Below are 19,910 nucleotides of genomic sequence, written 5' to 3'. Positions count from 1 at the left end.
ATTCTTAGTTTTTCCCGGGTTTACGATAAATGTCTGGTCGATTGATCTGCCAGACAAAATCTGGCCGGTTCAAAGGGTTATACCCCAGTTTCTGATATAGCCAAGGCGCACTGTCGGTTACCAGCATTATTCGTCGCAGACGTGACATCAATGGATGTGCGTGACAGCATTCAATCAGCCAACGACCAAGACCACTTTTCTGATAATCGTTTAACACGTAGACATCGCACAAATAACCAAAAGTAGCATAGTCTGTGACCAGACGGGCGAAGCCGATTTGCCTTGTTCCATCCAAAAGTGCAAAGCAAAGGCTGTTCTGGACGGATAACCTTACCGTTTCGGCATCAATGTCTGGAGCCCAGGACGATTGGGAGAGGTAATCGTGAATGGCTTCCAGCTGAAAAAAAGCGGGATCGGTTGTGACAGTAAATTTGTCTTTGGTAAATCGCAGGTGCTGATTATTCACTGAACTTCTCCTTCAGGACTGACTCGCGATGAGACAGCAGGGCTGACCACTAAACCGGGGAGCACTCAGGATGCTCTTTCATGTACTGTCATGATAAATACCAATGGGTTCTCCCCCCGATTTTCATAGAAATGAGGAACGTCTGTTCTGGCCGTTGCCGAGCAGCCAGCCTTCACCAGATACAGGTGATCATGTACGCCGAGTGTGAGAGTGCCAGTTTGTACATAAAACAATTCAAGCGTTCCTTCCGGGTGACCAGGTGAAGCAAATTTTTCCCCTGGCTGCATTTCCCACATCCAGAGCTCGGTCATATCAGGGCCACCGGATCCGGCAAGCAACCTTGCTCTTCCGCCTTTTTCGCCTTCCCACAATTGAGGGATCTCATCTTCAGCAATGAGATGTACGGTCGGTTTGGCGCTGACATCCACAAAGTCAGCCACCGAAACACCCATCGCGGCAGCGAGGCGGCATAACAGGGCAATGCTGGGGTTCGCCCGGCATCCCTCAATCTCAACCAGCGCGCCCTTGCTGACGCCCGCCCGACGGGAGAGTTCATCGAGGGATATTTTCTTTTGCTTGCGATACAGCTTAATCCGCTGAGAGACGGCTTCATTTACGGTGCTGGCTATCGCATTAGCATCGGTCATTAAATTGACTTTCTTAGTCATCGGTCATTATCATGGAATAAATTGGTCATAACAGGATTATCACGTGTTAACAGTCTCTCCGTCAATTGCCCCAGAAATCTATCGTATCGCTCCCGGCTTTCGGGCACTCAGTATCTGCGTAAAAGCCGCGCCGATTCTGAACCCTGATAGGGGAAACGGTACTGCTGGAAGCCTGTGAAGCGGTTCTGGCTGGCGAACCTGAATGGGCTGAATCTCATCTGGTCGCCTGGGCTGAGGTTTTCCAGACGTTTGGTGCTAAACCGAAACGCACACCATGTTCAGCGGATGCCTTACGTAAGCGCGTATTACGTGACAGTACGATGCCCGCACTCGATCCCATCGTTGATCTCTATAACGCCGTTAGCCTCCGCTATGCCGTTCCTGTGGGGGGAGAGAATATCGCTGCCTATCAGGGTTCACCGCGTCTGGTTGTGGCAAAAGGAACCGAGCCTTTTGATACCGTCAAAGACGGTGAGACCGCCATTGAATACCCGTCGCAAGGTGAGGTTATCTGGTGCGATGATGCAGGCGTGACCTGCCGTCGCTGGAACTGGCGACAGGGGGTCAGAACCCGCCTGGATGTGGAAGCTCAGCAAATGTGGTTCATTCTGGAGAGTCTGCCGCAGATGCCACTGGAGAAGCTTCATGAAGCCGGGAAGATGCTGACCGATGGCCTTGAAAAAATGATGCCCGGTCTGTGGTTTGAGGTGGCTCTTATCGAAGAGCAATACCAGTAATATCATTCAGGAGAAACACAATGTTCACCGGCTTGTCTGCTTTTCCGCTAACTCCCGTCACCGCCAGCGGCGTCGACGAACAGGGGTTCAGTAAGATTCTGGCCCGCCTGACCGCGGCCCGTGTTGATTCTCTGGGCATTCTGGGTTCAACCGGAAGCTACGCAATCTGACCCGGGAGCAGCGCAATCGCATCGCGACTCTGGCTAAACAGCTTGCCGGAGATATCCCTGTGATGGTGTGCGTGGGGGCAGTCAGCACCGATGCCATCCTGCATCTGGTTGATGATGCGCAGGCAGCAGGCGCAGATGCTCTGTTGCTCCCGGCGGTCAGTTACCAGTCACTTCGTGATGAAGAGGTCTTCGCGCTTTTTGAGGCGGTGACCCGGCATGCGTCTGTTCCGGTCTGTGTCTACGATAATCCGGGTACCACACATTTTACCTTTACGGATGAACTGCACGGTCGTCTCTCATCACTGGCGGGGGTTCGTTCGGTTAAGATCCCTGGCGTCCCGGATAGCCCGGCAGCGGCCGCTGAGCGGGTGAATGCGCTACGCCAACATCTTTGCCCGGGAGTGACAATCGGTATCAGTGGCGATATGTATGCCGGACTGGGATTAAATGCAGGCTGCGAGGTCTGGTACTCTGTGTGTGGCGGTCTGTTCCCGCAAACCGCAAAGCAGATCACCGAGGCAGCAGCAGCAGGGGATCACGCTCGTGTTATGGCATTGACAACCCGACTGGAACCGCTGTGGGCGCTGTTCCGTAAACATGGCGGGAGTATTCGTGTGATTGCCGCTGCCGCTGGTGTGCTTGGACTGACCGATACGGATTGCCTGCCTCGTCCTCTGCAACCGCTGTCAGCGGGCGATATCGCGGATATTGCCCGAGTGATCACCGCGCTGGAGCTGAAGTAACCCACCGACAGGACCGGCACTCTGGCGGTCCTCCTGAAACCTGGCCAGGCAATAATCTTCATGACGACCCTTCAGTGTACAAACGCGCCTGTTAAGGCAGGTCTTGTCCGCTATGCCTGTGCCGCGATGCTGGCACGCATTGCGGATGGCGGCGGGGTGCTGGCAGTGATCTTACTGTGCCAGTCATCTGAACAGTATTACACAGTGACGGGGTGGATGGCTGCCTGCATTACCCTCCCACATATGCTGGGGCCGTTTATTGCCCGCAGGATCGATACCGCCAGCGACGGGCGCAGGGTCATTGCGATGGCCTGCCTGGCGTATGCCTTTATTACAGGGATTATGACAGTGACTTTCGGCCACGTCCCTTTACTTTTGACGGCATTGCTTCTTATCGCCGCAGGACTCTGTGGCCCACTCCTGACAGGTGGGATCAGTGCTTTCCTGCCTGCCATGGCAGGGCCGGACCAGCGAAGTCAGCGCCGGGCTCAGGGTCTTGATGTGGCAACCTACGGTTTCGGTGGCACGCTGGGTCCCTCTGCTGTAGCCGCCATATCCGCCTGGGCTTCGCCTTCTGCGGCGTTTTACCTTCTGGCCGTTGGTACTGTTTTCGCTGCTTTCTTTATCATGCGGCTACCGGTTTCGCCGGTTACACACAGCGGCAAGCCTACAAAGGTTGCCGGTGCCATCACAACGATGAGTATGATGATCCGGTACACACCGCTGTGCAGGACACTGTACCTGACGATGGCCGTCGCCTTTGCTGTCGCCGTCCTGCCGGTTGTTGCGGTGAGTATGGCTGATGTTCTTGGTGTTCCAGCAGCCACAGCCGCTTTTCTTACCGTGGCCTACGGAGCGGGCAATCTGGCGGGATCGGTATGCCTGATGGCTATCCCACTGAGAGGTGAACCCGACAGGCTGATGCTGAGCTCCGGAGGGCTGATTGTCGCAGGCCTGCTTTCCATTCTGGTGGTCAGCAGTTTTTTACCCGTGTTTTTCTGCTTCTTCATAACCGGAGTGCTTAATGCCGCTTTTTTCGCCGCCACGCTTGCCGCACGCAGTGAATACTCCCCACCATCCTGCCGGGGGCAGGTCTTTGTCTGGGTGGGTGCAATGAAAATTACTGCGGGCTCACTTGGCACCGCAGCTGCGGGTCAGTTGATGATGTTGGGAGCTTATGCGCCACTGGTGTTAAGCCTGTGCACGCTGTCGACAGTACTGGTTATTTCTCTGTTGGCCCGTATCTGGCCATCGTTCAAATCTCATTGCTGATGGTTTAAGCAGGGATTCCATTTTATTCAGGCCGTAGCGGGACGACCCGTTACATCAGAGGCTTTCTTCGGGACGACCCGGACATATATTAAGAGGAGAAATTATGGCCTGGTTAATGCTGACGGCTGCGGGTTTGCTTGAAGTCGTATGGGCTTATGCGATGAAATTGTCTGACGGGTTTACCCGCCCACTGTACTCGATAGTGACTCTCGTCGGTATGATAGCGAGTTTTGCCTTACTCTCGGCAGCAATGCGCTCATTACCACTGGGCACGGCATATACCATCTGGACCGGGATAGGGGCAGTAGGCTCATTTGTTGCAGGCCTGTATTTTCTGGGGGAACCTGCCACACCGATGCGCATATTCGCTGCGGTGGTGATTGTAGCAGGCCTTATTATGATGAAACTGGCATCCTGAGGTATGTCTTGTGCCAGGATGGAGCAACCTGTCCTGGCAGGAGAGTAATTATCATCATATTTTTGACGCGACATATTTATGTCCGCTTTTCGCTCACAGCGGACATTGCTGCCCCTGACCGACCTCTACGTGCCAAGAGCGGACGTAGGGTTATGATGCAGAATTGTCCAAACTTGAAACATACCAAACGTATGGTATGCTTTTTCATAAAGCATACTTGAGGCTCGATTACAAAATGTCTACTGCTCATAAAAGAGAAAAGAATCCTGAAGGAGTAAGAAAAGCCATCCTGGATAATGCCGCGCTACTGGCAATTGAACACGGAGTGCAGGCTGTGACTATTCAGGCAGTTGCAGATGCGGTTTCTGTAACTAAAGGCGGTGTAGTGCATCACTTCCCTACCAAGAAAGCGTTATTAGATGCTCTCTTTGCAGACCTTGCCGATCACTGGGAAGCAGAATTAAACCGCCATATTTCAAACCATGCTGGTGAAGTTGGTGCTCTTACAAGAGCCTATGTGGAGGTATCAATTCCTGATCCGACCGATGTCCCTGCCAGGGCTTACTCGTATCTGGCGTTGGCTGCCATAGGAAGTGATGAAACGCGGTATTACCTGTCTGAGCGAATTCATAAACTACTGGAAAGACATAGCGAAACAGACAATTTCATAGAGCTGGCAACGATACGCTTCGCCGCCGAAGGCTTCTGGATTTCGCAACTCACTAATATGGAATCAAGAAGCCATGACGAAGTTAAACGACATCTTTTGAAACTTATCGACGTCTTCATACAAGACAGATCAATGAGTAAACGAACTGAAGTGCCCTAAGGAGCTTACAGGAGTATTTATCCTTAAATTTTCACATTTTAAATCAACATCGAGGAATAAAAATGAAGTATGAACTGCCAGAATTTTACTCCCCGCAAATTATCGAACTTGATGGCGTAAAAATTAACTATGTCCGAAAGGGTTCAGGACCAGCATTGCTCCTTCTTCACGGTTTTCCTGGATTCTGGTGGGACTGGCGTTATCTGATAGAACCCCTTTCCAACTACTTCGATGTCATTGTTCCCGATTTACGCGGCTCAGGCGACTCTGAAAAGACAGATCTATCCAGGATCGAAGACTATGAAATTGGGCAGCTTGCAGAAGATCAGGCCCGCTTGCTGGACGCTCTGAACATAGATAAGTGTCATATCATGTCGCACGACTACGGCTCAATGGCCGCTCACAAATTTCTACGTAAGTATCCTGAGAAAGTGATTAAATGTGTGATGCTTGATCCTGTCATGCCAGTGTTTACAGAAGGTGCTATCACCCCTTCAGACTGGTATGCACTTTTCAACGCGCTTGATATGGCTGAAACACTGATTAGTAGTACTCGTAAAAGTACAGAGGCTTATTATCGTCATTTTTTTGACAGTTGGGGCTACAAACAACCAGTGCTGAACGACGAAGAGTTTGAAGTTTTAATCGATAATTATATGAAAACCGGCAATGTTCTTGGCGGCCTAAATTATGACAGGGCGAATTTAACACAAGAGGCGACACCATGGTCACCTCATGATTATCAGCCTACTCCGATAGAGACGAAGGTACTCTGGGCCGCGCAGGATTCATCCATAACCATTGATACGAGCAGACATCTGCACGAGTTCTACTCCAATTACACGCTGGAAGTTATCGAGGATTGCGGCCATTTCGTTATGCTTGAACAACCAGCGGTTGTACTTGATAAGGCACTGACATTCCTGCGCAACTAGATTCAGGGAGCACGGCCCAGGCTGTGCTCATGTTTTCTGACCCAGCTCTACGGCATTCCCTCTAAGGTCCGGTCTTCGCTCATTTAGGACGTGCCTGGTCTCTTACCTTTTATTGTGCCGCCTTGATTAGCTCCGGTCCCTGATTTTTTACGTTACCCACGGCGCGCCTCACAGCGTGCCAGATAAATTTGTCGGCGGGCACTGTTCCGTCGGCAATTACCTCCTCAGCTGCCTTTCCGCCTAAGTCTTGGCGCATCCATTCCCTTGCAGCCTCCGGCGACAGAACCAGTGGCCGGCGGTCATGAATATCGACCAGGCCTTTTTCAGCAGCTGATGTCACGATTAGAAAGCCCTCAGCTTCATCGCCGCGCTCGAACGGTGTGCTGCCTATCGCAGCCAAGAATATTGGCTGACCATCGGCTCGGTGAATGAAGTAGGGCTGTTTTTTGTCACCTTCCTTCTTCCATTCGAACCACCCATCCGCAAAACAGATCGCCCGACCGTGCTGCCATAGAGGCTTGAACATTCTGCTGGTGGCTGCGGTTTCTACACGCGCGTTAATCAATGGCGATTTGTCCCACCATCCAGGTGCGTAGCCCCAGAACACCGGATCGAGGTGCAGTTGCTCGTCGCGTTCATTCAGCAACAGCACTTTGGTACCGGGCGCTACGTTGTAACGTCCTATCGGCTCCGGGTCATATGCAATGTCGCGATCGGCTTCATCGGCAATGTAGGCAAGGTATTCCTCCCGGGTTTGGGCTTGTGCAAAGCGTCCACACATAGAAACCTCCAGTCAGTCAGACTGAAAGTATAGGGCAGGGAGAAAAGTAGCGCGCGCTGGTTAAGGGTGAAGTCTTATAAACGGATTCGTGGCGATTATGCTGATCAGTTAGAGATGCGTAAAGCAGTGTGTTGCGAAACTGGAAAGAGCTACGCAAAAGAGGGGGATTTTGGGGGCAGATTTGGGGGCATTTTGAAAGAGGGGGCACCGATAGGGGCACAAAAAAGACCGTGCACGTCCGTAGATGTCCGTTAAACGTTTTTAGCTAACTCATTGAAATGTAATTATTTATTATAATTTCAATGAGTTGCGGATTTTCTGCACACTAAAACTGCACAAACAGCTTTTTCATCGGATAGCACCGCTAAATCAATCAATTAAGAACCCGGCTTTACTTCGTCAGCCCTGCGTGGACATCCATATCACCACAGGAACGAAGAAGGTTGATGATACACTTTCTTCGGAAACAGAGGGAGCAAAGTGAACAGCACGATTATGCGGAATAGTTAAATTTAAAGGGCAATGTCGTAAAAAAGCCTGCATTTTGCAGGCATTAATAATGATAGATTGTAATTTTTCTCATTCTGAGTGAAATAAATGCTGTGTTGTTAACCGGACTAGTGACAGAAAATATTATAAATATTGTTTGGCAGCATCAGATATTTCCTGAGAGGTAAGTTCCCTGTCTGAAGCAACATAGATAGAATTATGATCTCCCGTCAACGACGGAAAGCTTGCAGTCATGATCTGAAGATTAATTTCTTCACCATCCGGATATGTCTGGCGTACAGACGTTATGCCCTTAAGCACGATAATGACTTTGCTGGGGTTGGCATTAAAAAAAATGTTCACCTTTTTCATATATCACTCTATATCTTTTTGTTATTGTGCAAGGTAAGAATGTTCCAGAAGCGTGGCTCCTTTCTATTTTTTGCTCTCTTTGGGAAATAAAAGCAAGCAATATCCTGCCTTAACGTGTATGGTGGCAATCCTTTTCATTCAGGAGCAGCCTATGTCGGGACGTAAAAACTCGCAACTTCGTCGCAATTATTTAGTCAAATGTTCATGTCCAAACTGCGCTAAAGAGTCAGAGCACAGTTTCACTCGCATACAAAAGGGGGCCCAGCTTGTCTGTCCCTACTGTAGCGCTTTGTTTAAATCCTCTCAGCGTCTCTGAAGAAATACTCATACAAGAAGTGGAAGAGACGATGTTTTTCGCGGTCGCCTGATCTCAATAACACTTTACTGATTTACAAGCAGTTAGCATCGGATTGTAGACTGCTTGTGCAGTCCACGAGCCAGAAGCAACATCATCGTCAACGCGGCTGTGTGCTGATATTATTTATCGCAAAGCGTTACATTCGCAGCAGCAGGGCCTTTATCGCCGCTTACGATGATAAATTCGACTTTCTGACCTTCAAAAAGTGTTTTGAAGTTCTCTCCCTGAAGGGCAGAGAAATGCACGAAAACATCTTTGCTGCCATCTACAGGGGAGATAAAACCAAAGCCTTTATCTTCCTTAAACCACTTAACCAGGCCTAAAATTTTTGATGACATAAAGACTCCATTTGAACATTTCCGAAGTGATATAAAAGCTAATAAACATATAATGCTAAGGTGTGGACTCAAAAGGAGGGGATATCAGCGATAGCGCCTGGTTATGAGAATTGTCATGCAACTTGTCCAACTATTATTGGATCGGACTAACGAGACCATTAATGCACGGGCAGGGTTAATTAGCAATTTTTATTTTAGCCTTCCGGATGGCTTGCTTAAAATTGCACAATAAAAATTAATTTGGTACAAGAAGCCAGAGTTGCCAGGCGTGACTACAGCCCAAATGTCCCCACAGGAGCATTTGGGCTGTAGTCACGGAGATTTATCCGGACAAAGGCGGTGCAGCAGAAATATTAATTATCTTGATCTCAATATTTCCGATTTTCGCTAATGTCTGGATTTACCTGTGCTGACAATCAGTGGGTTGGTGGCAAACCCATGCGGGCATTTCCGCGCGTTGCAATGCACCGCGTAAGTGCATATCTCCTCGTGCTGGTTTCGATTGTATGGGCAGGCCATCTTGTTTTTAATTTCACTCCACAACATTTCGTTGTAAGGTGATATGTTGTATATCGATATAGGCTTGAAAACACCATTTATGAAGACGCCATTTTTTGTCGGATATATCCTGTCACCGGGGTACAAATAGACATCGCTTTCATACCAAATGATGAGTTTCAAGAACTTGAGTCCCAAGATGCTTGAATAAACGATTCCCGTGTTAGGACAAATTACCGAGCTAATGACTCTCCATGACATTGCTATACCTCTTTCATTAAATAATTGAGAGAGTATAAGGTTTAGCATGAGAATTAGATTTCTGCAAACACGTAAGCTATTGAAAAAGATCGATATTATTTATATGTTCGCCATTATCCCCTTTGTTTTCATAAGGATAAGATAATGATTAAGTCAATTGTAAAGATCATTTTTAGCCTAATGTGCATTTAAGTGACGGATTTTTGATCGATGATGGTGCCTGCTCTGCTGAATATATATTGTACTATAGCAATCAAATACATTAGCGCTACTTTTGTTTACGCGAAAAATGCACATCGAATAGAACTGGAGAGAGGAATCAGACCAGAGGATATGTCATAACTGACGATGCATATAATCGATAACTTTCGACGAATACCGATAACAATTCCGATGCATCGTCAGTTATTTTTTGAATATTCCAGTTGGCTCCTTTTTCAGGTTTCCCAGGCGTGCGGTGCAAACAGATAGCCCTTGTTGCGTACGGTTTTGATGCGGTAAGGTTCCGTGGCGTTATCCAACAGTTTTTTACGCAGTCGTGAAATCGCCACATCAACGCTACGATCCATTCCGTCGTAACTTACGCCGCGCAGATTTTTCAGCAATGCATCCCGGTCCATAATTTGTCCGGCATGGGTTGCAAGCTCCCACAGCAGGTCAAAATCTGCGGTTGAGAGCGCAATCAGCTCCCCGGAAAGCATAACCTGTCGGTTGACCGGGTCGATAGAAAGTGTGCCGAAACGCATCGCTTTATGCGGCGTTAAGGAGGGCGCAGGCGCTTCACGCTCAGCGCTGGCACGCTGACGCAGATGGAGGCGTAAACGGGCTAGCAGAACCGCCGGCGGTGTAGTTTTCAGGATGTAGTCGTTTGCGCCCATCTCAAGCGACAGAATATGATTCATATCGCTGTCGAGAGAGGTCAGCAGCACGATCGGGCCGTCCCATTTCGCGCGCAGATCCCGGCAGAGCGTCATACCATCTTTCCCGGGCAGCATGATGTCCAGCAACACCAGATCCGGATTTTCGCGGTTGACGACGTCTTCAGCGCGATCGCCACGAGGCTCGACAACCACTTCCATATCATGTTTACCCAGATAAGCGGCGATTAATTGCCCCACCTCGGGTTCATCTTCAACATAAACAATCTTATTCATACAACGTCTGTCATCGCGAAAAACGTCAACATACACCGCGCAACCTTAACCTTCCATTAATCTTTCAAAATTAGCCGGAGTTCCATTATCCTGCACGGGAATGTTATTTGATTGTTAAGGGAAAAGAATGGGGCTGGTGATAAAAGCCGCGCTGGGTGCGCTGGTCGTGCTGCTGATTGGGGTGCTGGCTAAAACGAAGAACTACTACATTGCCGGGCTGATCCCGCTGTTTCCCACCTTTGCGTTAATCGCGCACTATATTGTGGCCTCTGAGCGGGGTATTGAGGCGCTGCGCGCCACCATTGTGTTCGGGATGTGGTCGATCATCCCGTATTTTATTTACCTGCTGTCGCTGTGGTACTTCACCGGTTTTCTGCGTCTGCCCATGGCGCTGGGCGGGGCGGTGGTCTGCTGGAGCCTCAGCGCCTGGGTGCTCATCTTTTTCTGGAGCCGCTTTCACTAGCGCAGGGGGCGGCCACCGTCCACGGCAAACGTTCGGCCCGTGACGTAACAGCTGGTCAGCAGATAATCGATCAGGTCGATCACCTCTTTCTCGCCGGGCGCAATTTTCATTAACGACTTGTTGAGCGCCTGCTGACGATACTCGGCATCATCGCCTTCGTTAAATAAAATCATCGCCGGAGCAATCGCGTTGACCTTTACCTCGGGCGCCAGCTTGCGTGCGAAAGAGCGGGTCATATTATCCAGCGCGGCTTTGCTGGCCGCATAGGCGATGTGTTTGTCGCTTCCTCGCTCCACCACGTAATCGGTGAAATGGATAATGTCTCCTGCGGCATGGCCGTGTCCGCGCAGCAAATCCTGTAGGGCATGGTTGAGCAGATAAGGCGCATTAACGTGGATCTGCATCATGCAGGCGAGCGTTTCGCTGAGTGAATGTCCTGCTTTTTCGGGAAGCCAGGTACTGGCGTTGTGAATAACCGCCCGCAGTCCGCGGGTGGTCGACTTCACTTTGTCCGCGAAGGCGAGAATACCTTCATCTGTGGAGAAATCCGCCTGAATGCAGACTGCTCCGGCATTTCGTAGCCCTTCAATGGAGGGATATTCCGTGCGGTAACTGACGATAACCGGATGGCGAAGATTGAGAAAGTGATGGGCGAGGGCGAGGCCAATGCGACGGCCTGCGCCAGTGATCAATATTGGGCGTTGCTGCGTGTGTCCCATCGTAATCTCCTTTTCAGTTCAACAATGGGACAGGCGGCGCTATCCCATTAACATCCACGTTGCCGGTACGGCAGCGACTAACAGCAAACCTATCAATGCCATTTCGCGGCGCTTAAGGGCATTATCAAGCTGATGTGTACGGCGAGCGTAGATAAACACCAGCAGGCCCGGCGCGTAGAGCACCACGGACAGCAGCAGATGCATCGGTCCGGAAGCATACAACAACCATAGACCGTAAATACAAGCGCCGACGCCTACCGCATAGTGTGCCGGGCGGGTCGCAATTTTTAACAGATATGCGCCCACTAAGAAATAGGGTACCAGAATCATCTCGGAGGCGATGGTCAGCAGCGTGTTATAGTCCGATCCTGTGAGCCAGATCAGCACCAGACAGACCTGCACGCTGATGTTGGTGAGCCACAGAGAGGCCGATGGCGCACTGTTTTTGTTCTGACGGGCAAACAGGCGCGGGAACGCTTTGTGCGTGGCGGCCAGGAACGGGACTTCCGCTGCCATAATGGTCCAGCTCAGATAGGCGCCGCAAACGGAAACAATCAGACCCGCCGCGATAATCACGTCCCCCCAGGGACCCAGCATTTTCACCATCAGCCCGGCCATGGACGGGTTACGCATTTCCGCCAGTTCAGGGCGGGCCACCACGCCGAGCGACAGCAGCGTCACCAGCAGATAAACGCCCAGCGCCGCCAGTACGGCCAACAGCGTGGCGCGTCCCACATCGCGCTTGTTACGCGCGCGGGCAGAGACCACGACGGCACCTTCAACGCCGATGAACACCCACAGGGTGATCAGCATGGTATTTTTCACCTGTTCCCAAACGGGGACGCCCAGCGCAATGCCGCTGAAATCGAGCGTAAAGACATCGAGACGGAAGGCGAGGAAGGCCAGCACGACGAACAGGCCAAGCGGCACCAGCTTGGCCAGCGTCGCCACCAGGTTAATGCTGGCCGCGGTCTGAACGCCACGCAAAATCAGCCAGTGAACTATCCACAGCAGCACCGAGGCGCCGACGATGGACTGCCAGGTATTGCCGTCGCCAAACAGGCGCAGTTCGGGCGTGTCGGTAAAGAAGCTGAGCGCCGAGAAGACGATAACCAGATAGGAGACGTTGGCGATCACCGCGCACAGCCAGTAACCCCAGGCGGAGCAGAAGCCGATCAGCTCGCCGAAACCTTCCCGGGCGTAAGTGAATATTCCGCCGTCCAGATCCGGTCGGATACGGGTCAGCAGCAGCATGGCGAACGCCAGCAGCAAAATCCCGACACCGGTAATGCCCCAGCCAATCAGTAATGCGGCCGGGCTGGCGACGGCCGCCATGTTCTGCGGCAAACTGAATACGCCCGCGCCCAGCATTGAGCTCAATACAAGTGCAGTTAAAGCACTCAGGCCAAGTTTCTTTTCCATTGGCTTCCTGTTATGAAAAGTCCAAATCCAGAATAATTATTTCGCTAAGGCGCATAAAAATGGTGGATCACGCTAAGGCGCGGGATTTTACGGAGTGTGAAGGATGCATGCAATGACGTGTGGCAGAAATCAGAAAAAAAGTAACAAAAAAGGCGGCACTGCGCCGCCTTTATGAAACCGTTTTGTTACTTGTACAGATCGGCGCTGATGGTCAGGTTGTTACCACGTTCCTGCCACTGGCGGGTGATGTGGTAATACTTCGCGCCTTTCTTCGCAGCACGCTTCGCCACCTGATAGGAGATTTCCGTCATGTTGCCATAGTTGCCCGTAAACTTGATGCTGTCGAACGGAACCATCTGCGCGGCAGTGGCTTTGTTCAGCTCTTCAATTTTCGTGCCGTCTGGTAACGTAACGGTATAACGACCGCCTTTGGTGGATTGGGTTTCAAAGAAACGACCCACTTCAGCGCTTGGTGCCGCCGAGGTTGCAACGCCCGGAATTTCCACTTTCTTCGCTTCTTCACCGCCTTTCGCTAACGCGGCACGTCCCGCATCTGAATCCGCTGGAATGGCATCCGGGCTTTGTACTACGCGTTTTTTCGCATCTTGCTTATAGATGAAGGCGGTGATGCGCTGGTTTCCGCCCTGGTTGGCATCAACCTGACGCACGATATAGAACGCGTAAGCGCCTTTTTCTCTCGCGGCTTTGGTGATGGCATCGTTAACTTCAGGCTGGCTGCGGTAGAAGCCCTGAACGGTCACGGTGTCATACGGTTCCAGCTGAACAGCCTGATCTTTCGGCAGTTCAACAATGCCGTTAATCACGCGGTTTTTCTGTTCATCTGCTTTTGGGGCATTCTCTTTGTACAGCGCAATCGTCACGCGCTGGTTGCCGCTGTTGCCCTGATCGGACTGGTCAACAACGTAAAAAGAGGCAGCGCCGTTTTTATCGGCGGCTTTTGATGCGGCGGCGACGGCATCGCCAATAGAGTTATAGCGACCCACAATGACCGTATGGTCAAAAGGTTTTAACGCTGCCGCTTGCTCCGGCGTCAACTCTGTCGCGGCATTCGCAGACAGGGCGGTCGCGGAAAGAAGTGCGGACGCCAGGAGTGTGTTCTTAAGCTTCATAAAAATAATCCTTCGCCTTGCGCAAACCATGTACTGGTGTTGTTGTTAATTTGAGACGGTCCCGATTATGGCATTTAACACCCGTCGCTGTCTGCGGCATTTTTCACAGCCTGTGCTCACCAAAGGACCTGATTCGATAACATTTTGTGATATGTGGAAAAAACAGGCGTTTCACAAGCAAAACTGATTAAGCATATGACTTTTACAAGTTAATTTAATGTTAATGAGTTGTTCTTTTATGGCGCTATATCATGTTTTTACCGCTTCGCTTGCGCGATTTATCGGTCCTGAAGGCGAATTTAAGGTAAATATCTCTGTCAGTGACCCCGATCGCTTATTTTTCACAGATAAAGTAAGAAATAGTGTTTTCTGGCGGTAGATCACGGGCGCTATTTTCAGTAGGTTATAGAAAGTTTGTTACTGTTTTATTTTCCGGGGTTAATCATTCTCCGTCGTTATCTCGATGGTGAAAATTGATACAAACCGTGGGCAATTATCGACAAACCATCATCAAAAACCGATGGAAGGGAAAACTATGCGTATTGGGGTACCAAAAGAACGGTTAGCCAATGAAACCCGCGTAGCGGCAACACCAAAAACGGTGGAGCAACTGCTTAAACTGGGTTTTACCGTCGCGATTGAAAGCGGCGCGGGCAAACTGGCGAGTTTCGATGACGAGGCCTTTACTCAGGCTGGCGCGGAAGTAGTGGACGGTGCTGAGGTCTGGCAATCACCCATCATTCTGAAGGTCAACGCACCGGAAGAGAGTGAAATTGAACTGCTGAACGCGGGCACTACGCTTGTGAGCTTTGTCTGGCCAGCCCAAAACCCGGAGCTGATGGAGAAGCTGGCAGCACGCGGTGTCACCGTGATGGCGATGGACTCCGTGCCGCGTATTTCGCGCGCGCAGTCTCTGGATGCGCTGAGCTCCATGGCGAACATTGCCGGCTATCGCGCCATTGTCGAAGCTGCGCATGAGTTTGGTCGCTTCTTTACCGGTCAGATTACGGCGGCAGGTAAAGTACCACCCGCGAAGGTGATGGTGATTGGTGCCGGTGTGGCAGGTCTTGCCGCTATCGGGGCCGCAAACAGCCTGGGCGCTATTGTTCGCGCGTTTGATACCCGGCCGGAAGTGAAGGAGCAGGTGCAGAGTATGGGCGCCGAATTCCTTGAACTGGACTTCAAGGAAGAAGCGGGCAGCGGTGATGGTTACGCGAAGGTCATGTCTGAAGCCTTTATTAAGGCGGAAATGGCGCTCTTTGCGGCGCAGGCAAAAGAGGTGGACATCATTGTCACCACCGCGCTTATTCCGGGTAAACCGGCGCCGAAGCTGATCACCCGTGAGATGGTGGATTCCATGCAGCCGGGCAGCGTTATTGTCGATCTGGCGGCGCAAAACGGCGGTAACTGTGAGTATACCGTGCCAAACCAGGTCACGACGACCGCGAACGGCGTGAAGGTGATCGGTTATACCGACCTGCCAGGGCGTCTGCCAACCCAGTCCTCTCAGCTGTACGGCACGAACCTCGTTAACCTGCTGAAGCTGCTCTGCAAAGAGAAAGACGGCAACATTACCGTTGATTTTGATGATGTGGTGGTGCGTGGCGTTACTGTGGTGCGTGAAGGGGAAATCACCTGGCCTGCACCGCCGATTCAGGTTTCCGCTCAACCTCAGGCTGCGCCGAAAGCGGCGCCAGAGCCCGCGGAGCCAGCAAAACCTGCGTCGCCGTGGCGCAAATACGCCATCATGGCGCTGGTTATTATCCTGTTTGGCTGGCTGGCGGATGTCGCGCCAAAAGAGTTCCTTGGCCACTTCACCGTCTTCGCGCTCTCCTGCGTGGTGGGTTACTACGTCGTGTGGAACGTTTCTCATGCGCTGCATACCCCGCTGATGTCGGTCACCAATGCCATCTCCGGGATTATCGTGGTCGGGGCATTGCTGCAAATTGGTCATGGCGGCTGGATCAGCTTCCTGAGCTTCATTGCGGTGCTGATCGCCAGTATCAATATTTTCGGTGGTTTCACCGTGACTCAGCGCATGCTGAAAATGTTTCGTAAAGGCTAAGGGGTAGCATATGTCTGGAGGATTAGTTACAGCCGCATACATTGTTGCTGCAATCCTGTTTATTTTCAGTCTGGCGGGGCTTTCCAAACACGAAACGTCTCAGCAGGGAAATAACTTTGGTATCGCCGGGATGGCGATTGCGCTGATTGCCACCATCTTTGGGCCGGACACCGGCAACGTGGCGTGGATCCTGGTGGCGATGATCATCGGCGGCGCGATTGGTATTCGTCTGGCGAAACGCGTTGAAATGACCGAGATGCCGGAGCTGGTTGCCATTCTGCACAGCTTCGTGGGTCTGGCGGCGGTGCTGGTGGGCTTCAACAGCTACCTGTACCACGAACCGGGCCTGGAGCCGATTCTGGTGAACATCCACCTGACCGAAGTGTTCCTCGGCATCTTCATCGGTGCGGTGACCTTCACCGGGTCGATTGTGGCGTTCGGCAAGCTGCGCGGGAAGATCTCTTCCAAACCGCTGATGCTGCCTAACCGCCACAAGCTGAACCTGGCGGCGCTGGTCGTTTCCTTTGTGCTGCTGGTGGTCTTCGTGCGTACTGAAAGCGTAGGCTTGCAGGTGCTGGCGTTACTGGTGATGACCATCATCGCGCTGGCCTTCGGCTGGCATCTGGTGGCGTCTATCGGCGGAGCAGATATGCCGGTGGTGGTTTCCATGCTGAACTCCTACTCCGGTTGGGCAGCGGCGGCGGCAGGCTTTATGCTGAGCAACGACCTGCTGATTGTCACCGGTGCGCTGGTCGGTTCTTCCGGTGCGATCCTGTCTTACATCATGTGTAAGGCGATGAACCGTTCGTTTATCAGCGTCATCGCGGGTGGCTTCGGTTCTGACGGCTCATCAACCGGTTCTGATGAGGAAGTGGGTGAACACCGTGAAATCAGCGCGGAAGACACCGCAGAGATGCTGAAAAACTCGCATTCCGTCATCATCACCCCAGGCTATGGCATGGCGGTGGCGCAGGCGCAGTATCCGGTGGCGGAAATCACCGAGAAACTCCGCGCGCGCGGCATCAAGGTTCGCTTTGGTATTCACCCGGTGGCGGGGCGTCTGCCAGGCCACATGAACGTGCTGCTGGCGGAAGCGAAGGTGCCTTACGACATTGTGCTGGAAATGGACGAGATCAACGATGATTTCGCCGACACCGACACCGTGTTGGTGATTGGCGCCAACGACACCGTTAACCCGGCGGCGCAGGACGACCCGCGTAGTCCGATTGCGGGTATGCCTGTTCTCGAAGTGTGGAAGGCGCAGAACGTCATTGTCTTCAAACGCTCTATGAACACCGGCTATGCTGGCGTGCAGAACCCGCTGTTCTTTAAAGATAACACCCACATGCTGTTTGGCGACGCCAAGGCCAGCGTGGATGCGATCCTGAAAGCGCTGTAATTGCGCTTCATCCTGACAAACCGCCCCCTGGGGCGGTTTTCTTATTTCTGCGGCCAGCTTTTCTCCTCTGTCTATACTTTACCCTTTGTGTAATACGAGGAGGTGTAATGCGATTTTTGTCCCGCTTCGACATCATCGAGCTGATGATGACGCCATCTTTCTGGATCGGCGTCGCCACGGTGGTTTTTGTGACTCTGCTGGTGTACTGGCTGCTGACGCGTCTGATCGCCTTCGTTAAGAAAGGGATCACTACCTGGGGCGACAAGCACCCCACCACCAACCGGATGCGTTTTATCCTGACGGATATGCTTAACCGCACCAGCCGCTTCCTGCTTTTTGTCGTGGCGCTGTTATTCAGCCTGCGTTTCGTCGACTTACCGGATCATCTCTTTGGTACCGTGAGCCACGCCTGGTTCCTGGTCTTCGCTATCCAGGTGGCGCTGTGGATGGATCAGGGGGTGGTGTCGTGGCTTCGTCACGTCATGCTGGCGCCGGGAAGCCATAAAAACCCGGTGACGCTGGTGATCACGGGGCTTATCCTCCGTGCCATAGTCTGGTCAGTGATGCTGCTGTCTATTCTTGCTAACGCGGGCGTCAACATCACTGCTCTGGTTGCCAGCCTTGGGGTAGGGGGTATTGCAATCGCCCTCGCGGTGCAAACGATCCTGAGCGACGTGTTTGCATCGCTTTCCATCGGTTTTGATAAGCCGTTCGAAATTGGTGATTTTGTGGTGTTTAACGATGTCGCCGGGACGGTAGAGCACATTGGCCTGAAAACCACCCGTATCCGCAGCCTGAGCGGGGAGCAGATTGTCTGCGGGAACGCCATTCTGCTGCAACAGACGCTGCATAACTACAAACGGATGCAAACGCGCCGGATCGTCTTTACCTTCGGGGTTGCCAGCGACACGGCGCCGGACAAACTGCGTTCAGTGGGTGATATGGTCAAACAGATCATTACCGACGTCGGGGAAACGAAGTTTGACCGCGCCCATTTCCTGGGCTTCGATCGCGATCGCCTGACCTTCGAGGTGGTCCATATCGTTAATACGGCGGACTACAACAAGTACATGGATATTCAGCAGGAGATCAATATCCGTATTCTGGAGGGGCTGAACCAGCAGGAGATCAAGCTGGCGCTGCCGAGCATGGTTCTGCACGCGCCCTGGATGAATGCCGGCGACGAGGCACCGACGCAGCGGTTGAGCGAAGCGTAATAAAAAAGCCCGCCGTTACCGGCGGGCTTTCATTTTGGGGTCAATCGTCTTCCTCATCGTCCAGTTCAACCGGCGTTTGATACTGATCCGGTTTGATGACCAGAAGGTCGCAGCGCAGGTGGTCAATCACCTGCTCGGCGGTATTTCCCAGGAACGCGGCAGAGATACCGGTCCGGCCAATGGTGCCCAGCACCACAATCCCGGCCTGCAAATGCTCCGCCAGATCCGGAATAACCTCTTCCGGTAACCCTTTTTCTACGTGCGTCATATTCTCATCGATACTGAATTTCTGGCGCAGCGCTTTCATGGCCAGCAGATGCTGACCGCGAATCGCGTCGTTATACACGCTCGGGTCAAATTCAGGCAACTCGATGGCGATATTGATTGGCGTAACCGGATAGGCACCCACCAGATGGACTTCGGTGTGGTTAACCTGGTCGGCAAGCTGGATGGTTTCCTTCACCAGCTTCTCGTTCAGCGAATTGTGATAATCCTCTTCGCTGGCCAGATTCACCGCCACGACGGCTTTCCCGCCCTCAGGCCATGGCTGATCTTTCACCATCCATACCGGGCAAGGGCATTTGCGCAGCAGGTGCCAGTCGGTTGGAGTGAAAATCACGGATTCCAGTTTGTCATGCTGGTGCGCCATTTTCAGCAGCAGGTCATGCCCACCGGCCACCACTTCCTGAATAATGGCTTCGAAAGGTCGGTTGTGCCAGACCACTTTGATATCAATCGGTACGCCCGCTTCCAGGTAATATTTCGCCTGCTCGCGGATCCACGCGGTACGCTGGCTGATCACTCCCTGACGCATAGCGGTGCGCTCGTCAGGCGACAGAAGGGTGGTCATCTCGTATGAGAAGTCATAAATCGGCAAAAAGGCTTTAATTTTGCCACCAATCCGTTGATGTAAATACACAGCACGTCGTAATGCCGGCTGATCGTCCTGGTTAGGATCGATAGCCACCAGCATGTTTTGATACTTTGCCATACAGGTCTCCTTACT

20 protein-coding genes and 2 pseudogenes are annotated in these 19,910 nt (G+C 52.0%); 11 read left to right on the top strand and 11 right to left on the bottom strand.

Going from position 1 to position 19,910, the window contains the following annotated elements; translation table 11 throughout:
• Positions 1-4: 4 nt before the first annotated feature.
• Positions 5-466: a GNAT family N-acetyltransferase gene (locus H2Z33_RS20835; protein ID WP_048229285.1), complete on the bottom strand. Its 462-nt coding sequence runs from the start codon at positions 464-466 to the stop codon at positions 5-7.
• Between the two features lie 65 nt (positions 467-531).
• Positions 532-1,134 carry a helix-turn-helix domain-containing protein gene (locus H2Z33_RS20830; RefSeq protein WP_048229287.1) on the bottom strand — a complete coding sequence of 201 codons (603 nt, stop codon included), beginning with the start codon at positions 1,132-1,134 and terminating at the stop codon, positions 532-534.
• A 43-nt stretch (positions 1,135-1,177) separates the two neighbouring features.
• Between H2Z33_RS20830 and H2Z33_RS20825 the strand changes: the two are divergent.
• The 6 genes and pseudogenes from H2Z33_RS20825 to H2Z33_RS20800 all read left to right on the top strand — a co-directional run bounded on the left by H2Z33_RS20825 (position 1,178) and on the right by H2Z33_RS20800 (position 6,238).
• Positions 1,178-1,871: pseudogene (locus H2Z33_RS20825) on the top strand (B3/4 domain-containing protein).
• Positions 1,872-1,891: 20 nt separating this feature from the next.
• Positions 1,892-2,784, top strand: a pseudogene (locus H2Z33_RS20820) (dihydrodipicolinate synthase family protein).
• A 60-nt stretch (positions 2,785-2,844) separates the two neighbouring features.
• A complete protein-coding gene (locus H2Z33_RS20815; RefSeq protein ID WP_063135110.1) occupies positions 2,845-4,056 on the top strand; it encodes an MFS transporter in 1,212 nt (403 codons plus the stop codon).
• 103 nt (positions 4,057-4,159) lie between these two features.
• The gene (locus tag H2Z33_RS20810; RefSeq protein ID WP_063135111.1) at positions 4,160-4,474 is read left to right on the top strand and encodes a DMT family transporter; all 315 of its coding nucleotides are present in this window, start codon (positions 4,160-4,162) and stop codon (positions 4,472-4,474) included.
• 235 nt (positions 4,475-4,709) lie between these two features.
• Positions 4,710-5,303, top strand: coding sequence for a TetR/AcrR family transcriptional regulator (locus H2Z33_RS20805; protein WP_159424626.1), 594 nt, complete (start codon positions 4,710-4,712; stop codon positions 5,301-5,303).
• 62 nt (positions 5,304-5,365) lie between these two features.
• Positions 5,366-6,238 carry an alpha/beta fold hydrolase gene (locus H2Z33_RS20800; RefSeq protein WP_063135113.1) on the top strand — a complete coding sequence of 291 codons (873 nt, stop codon included), beginning with the start codon at positions 5,366-5,368 and terminating at the stop codon, positions 6,236-6,238.
• Positions 6,239-6,347: 109 nt separating this feature from the next.
• Here the strand turns inward: H2Z33_RS20800 and H2Z33_RS20795 are convergent, their stop codons facing one another.
• Together H2Z33_RS20795 and H2Z33_RS20790 are read right to left on the bottom strand one after the other, a co-directional pair.
• Positions 6,348-7,019, bottom strand: a complete 672-nt coding sequence (locus H2Z33_RS20795) for an SOS response-associated peptidase (RefSeq protein ID WP_063135114.1) — start codon at positions 7,017-7,019, stop codon at positions 6,348-6,350.
• Between the two features lie 633 nt (positions 7,020-7,652).
• Positions 7,653-7,880 (bottom strand): hypothetical protein, encoded by a 228-nt coding sequence (locus H2Z33_RS20790; protein ID WP_058700323.1) that lies wholly within the window; start codon positions 7,878-7,880, stop codon positions 7,653-7,655.
• A gap of 118 nt (positions 7,881-7,998) precedes the next feature.
• On the opposite strand from H2Z33_RS20790, the gene H2Z33_RS23470 reads away from it, so the two are divergent.
• A complete protein-coding gene (locus H2Z33_RS23470) occupies positions 7,999-8,196 on the top strand; it encodes a YnfU family zinc-binding protein (protein ID WP_306414190.1) in 198 nt (65 codons plus the stop codon).
• A 161-nt stretch (positions 8,197-8,357) separates the two neighbouring features.
• Here H2Z33_RS23470 and H2Z33_RS20785 read toward each other — a convergent pair whose 3' ends face one another.
• The 3 genes from H2Z33_RS20785 to rstA all read right to left on the bottom strand — a co-directional run bounded on the left by H2Z33_RS20785 (position 8,358) and on the right by rstA (position 10,489).
• A complete protein-coding gene (locus H2Z33_RS20785; RefSeq protein WP_017384577.1) occupies positions 8,358-8,576 on the bottom strand; it encodes a cold shock domain-containing protein in 219 nt (72 codons plus the stop codon).
• A gap of 387 nt (positions 8,577-8,963) precedes the next feature.
• Positions 8,964-9,335, bottom strand: a complete 372-nt coding sequence (iraM, locus tag H2Z33_RS20780) for an anti-adapter protein IraM (RefSeq protein ID WP_023296508.1) — start codon at positions 9,333-9,335, stop codon at positions 8,964-8,966.
• 437 nt (positions 9,336-9,772) lie between these two features.
• Positions 9,773-10,489, bottom strand: coding sequence for a two-component system response regulator RstA (gene rstA, locus H2Z33_RS20775; RefSeq protein WP_015570649.1), 717 nt, complete (start codon positions 10,487-10,489; stop codon positions 9,773-9,775).
• A 127-nt stretch (positions 10,490-10,616) separates the two neighbouring features.
• Between rstA and H2Z33_RS20770 the strand changes: the two genes are divergently transcribed.
• Entirely contained in the window at positions 10,617-10,952 is a 336-nt protein-coding gene (locus H2Z33_RS20770; RefSeq protein WP_015570648.1) for a GlpM family protein, read from the top strand.
• On the opposite strand, the gene folM is transcribed toward H2Z33_RS20770, so the two are convergent.
• The 3 genes from folM to ydgH all read right to left on the bottom strand — a co-directional run bounded on the left by folM (position 10,949) and on the right by ydgH (position 14,223).
• Entirely contained in the window at positions 10,949-11,671 is a 723-nt protein-coding gene (gene folM, locus H2Z33_RS20765; RefSeq protein WP_063135115.1) for a dihydromonapterin reductase, read from the bottom strand. The genes H2Z33_RS20770 and folM overlap by 4 nt on opposite strands.
• 39 nt (positions 11,672-11,710) lie before the next feature.
• The gene (locus H2Z33_RS20760; RefSeq protein WP_003857548.1) at positions 11,711-13,093 is read right to left on the bottom strand and encodes an amino acid permease; all 1,383 of its coding nucleotides are present in this window, start codon (positions 13,091-13,093) and stop codon (positions 11,711-11,713) included.
• A 185-nt stretch (positions 13,094-13,278) separates the two neighbouring features.
• Positions 13,279-14,223, bottom strand: a complete 945-nt coding sequence (gene ydgH / locus H2Z33_RS20755; protein WP_000769339.1) for a DUF1471 family protein YdgH — start codon at positions 14,221-14,223, stop codon at positions 13,279-13,281.
• A 535-nt stretch (positions 14,224-14,758) separates the two neighbouring features.
• Between ydgH and pntA the strand changes: the two genes are divergently transcribed.
• The 3 genes from pntA (at position 14,759) to H2Z33_RS20740 (ending at position 18,904) form a co-directional block, all read left to right on the top strand.
• Positions 14,759-16,288, top strand: a complete 1,530-nt coding sequence (gene pntA, locus H2Z33_RS20750; protein ID WP_032648158.1) for a Re/Si-specific NAD(P)(+) transhydrogenase subunit alpha — start codon at positions 14,759-14,761, stop codon at positions 16,286-16,288.
• Between the two features lie 10 nt (positions 16,289-16,298).
• Positions 16,299-17,687: a Re/Si-specific NAD(P)(+) transhydrogenase subunit beta gene (gene pntB / locus H2Z33_RS20745; protein WP_003857541.1), complete on the top strand. Its 1,389-nt coding sequence runs from the start codon at positions 16,299-16,301 to the stop codon at positions 17,685-17,687.
• 107 nt (positions 17,688-17,794) lie between these two features.
• Entirely contained in the window at positions 17,795-18,904 is a 1,110-nt protein-coding gene (locus tag H2Z33_RS20740; RefSeq protein ID WP_017694101.1) for a mechanosensitive ion channel family protein, read from the top strand.
• Positions 18,905-18,944: 40 nt separating this feature from the next.
• Here the strand turns inward: H2Z33_RS20740 and uspE are convergent, their stop codons facing one another.
• Positions 18,945-19,895, bottom strand: a complete 951-nt coding sequence (gene uspE, locus H2Z33_RS20735) for a universal stress protein UspE (protein WP_006808916.1) — start codon at positions 19,893-19,895, stop codon at positions 18,945-18,947.
• Positions 19,896-19,910: the final 15 nt, after the last annotated feature.

This window comes from Enterobacter sp. YSU (assembly GCF_016082135.1).
GTDB lineage: Bacteria > Pseudomonadota > Gammaproteobacteria > Enterobacterales > Enterobacteriaceae > Enterobacter > Enterobacter hormaechei_C.
This window is presented reverse-complemented; position numbering and strand designations above follow the sequence as displayed.

What these genes read in the sequence shown, in the direction of transcription:
- H2Z33_RS20800 (WP_063135113.1), top strand. Translation starts at nt 5,366, where the DNA reads ATGAAGTATGAACTGCCAGAATTTTACTCCCCGCAAATTATCGAACTT.
- H2Z33_RS20770 (WP_015570648.1), top strand. Translation starts at nt 10,617, where the DNA reads ATGGGGCTGGTGATAAAAGCCGCGCTGGGTGCGCTGGTCGTGCTGCTG.
- H2Z33_RS20760 (WP_003857548.1), bottom strand. Translation starts at nt 13,093, where the DNA reads ATGGAAAAGAAACTTGGCCTGAGTGCTTTAACTGCACTTGTATTGAGC.
- H2Z33_RS20805 (WP_159424626.1), top strand. Translation starts at nt 4,710, where the DNA reads ATGTCTACTGCTCATAAAAGAGAAAAGAATCCTGAAGGAGTAAGAAAA.
- ydgH (WP_000769339.1), bottom strand. Translation starts at nt 14,223, where the DNA reads ATGAAGCTTAAGAACACACTCCTGGCGTCCGCACTTCTTTCCGCGACC.
- rstA (WP_015570649.1), bottom strand. Translation starts at nt 10,489, where the DNA reads ATGAATAAGATTGTTTATGTTGAAGATGAACCCGAGGTGGGGCAATTA.
- iraM (WP_023296508.1), bottom strand. Translation starts at nt 9,335, where the DNA reads ATGTCATGGAGAGTCATTAGCTCGGTAATTTGTCCTAACACGGGAATC.
- H2Z33_RS20785 (WP_017384577.1), bottom strand. Translation starts at nt 8,576, where the DNA reads ATGTCATCAAAAATTTTAGGCCTGGTTAAGTGGTTTAAGGAAGATAAA.
- H2Z33_RS20810 (WP_063135111.1), top strand. Translation starts at nt 4,160, where the DNA reads ATGGCCTGGTTAATGCTGACGGCTGCGGGTTTGCTTGAAGTCGTATGG.
- H2Z33_RS20790 (WP_058700323.1), bottom strand. Translation starts at nt 7,880, where the DNA reads ATGAAAAAGGTGAACATTTTTTTTAATGCCAACCCCAGCAAAGTCATT.
- H2Z33_RS20815 (WP_063135110.1), top strand. Translation starts at nt 2,845, where the DNA reads ATGACGACCCTTCAGTGTACAAACGCGCCTGTTAAGGCAGGTCTTGTC.
- H2Z33_RS23470 (WP_306414190.1), top strand. Translation starts at nt 7,999, where the DNA reads ATGGTGGCAATCCTTTTCATTCAGGAGCAGCCTATGTCGGGACGTAAA.
- H2Z33_RS20740 (WP_017694101.1), top strand. Translation starts at nt 17,795, where the DNA reads ATGCGATTTTTGTCCCGCTTCGACATCATCGAGCTGATGATGACGCCA.
- pntA (WP_032648158.1), top strand. Translation starts at nt 14,759, where the DNA reads ATGCGTATTGGGGTACCAAAAGAACGGTTAGCCAATGAAACCCGCGTA.
- H2Z33_RS20795 (WP_063135114.1), bottom strand. Translation starts at nt 7,019, where the DNA reads ATGTGTGGACGCTTTGCACAAGCCCAAACCCGGGAGGAATACCTTGCC.
- folM (WP_063135115.1), bottom strand. Translation starts at nt 11,671, where the DNA reads ATGGGACACACGCAGCAACGCCCAATATTGATCACTGGCGCAGGCCGT.
- H2Z33_RS20830 (WP_048229287.1), bottom strand. Translation starts at nt 1,134, where the DNA reads ATGACTAAGAAAGTCAATTTAATGACCGATGCTAATGCGATAGCCAGC.
- uspE (WP_006808916.1), bottom strand. Translation starts at nt 19,895, where the DNA reads ATGGCAAAGTATCAAAACATGCTGGTGGCTATCGATCCTAACCAGGAC.
- pntB (WP_003857541.1), top strand. Translation starts at nt 16,299, where the DNA reads ATGTCTGGAGGATTAGTTACAGCCGCATACATTGTTGCTGCAATCCTG.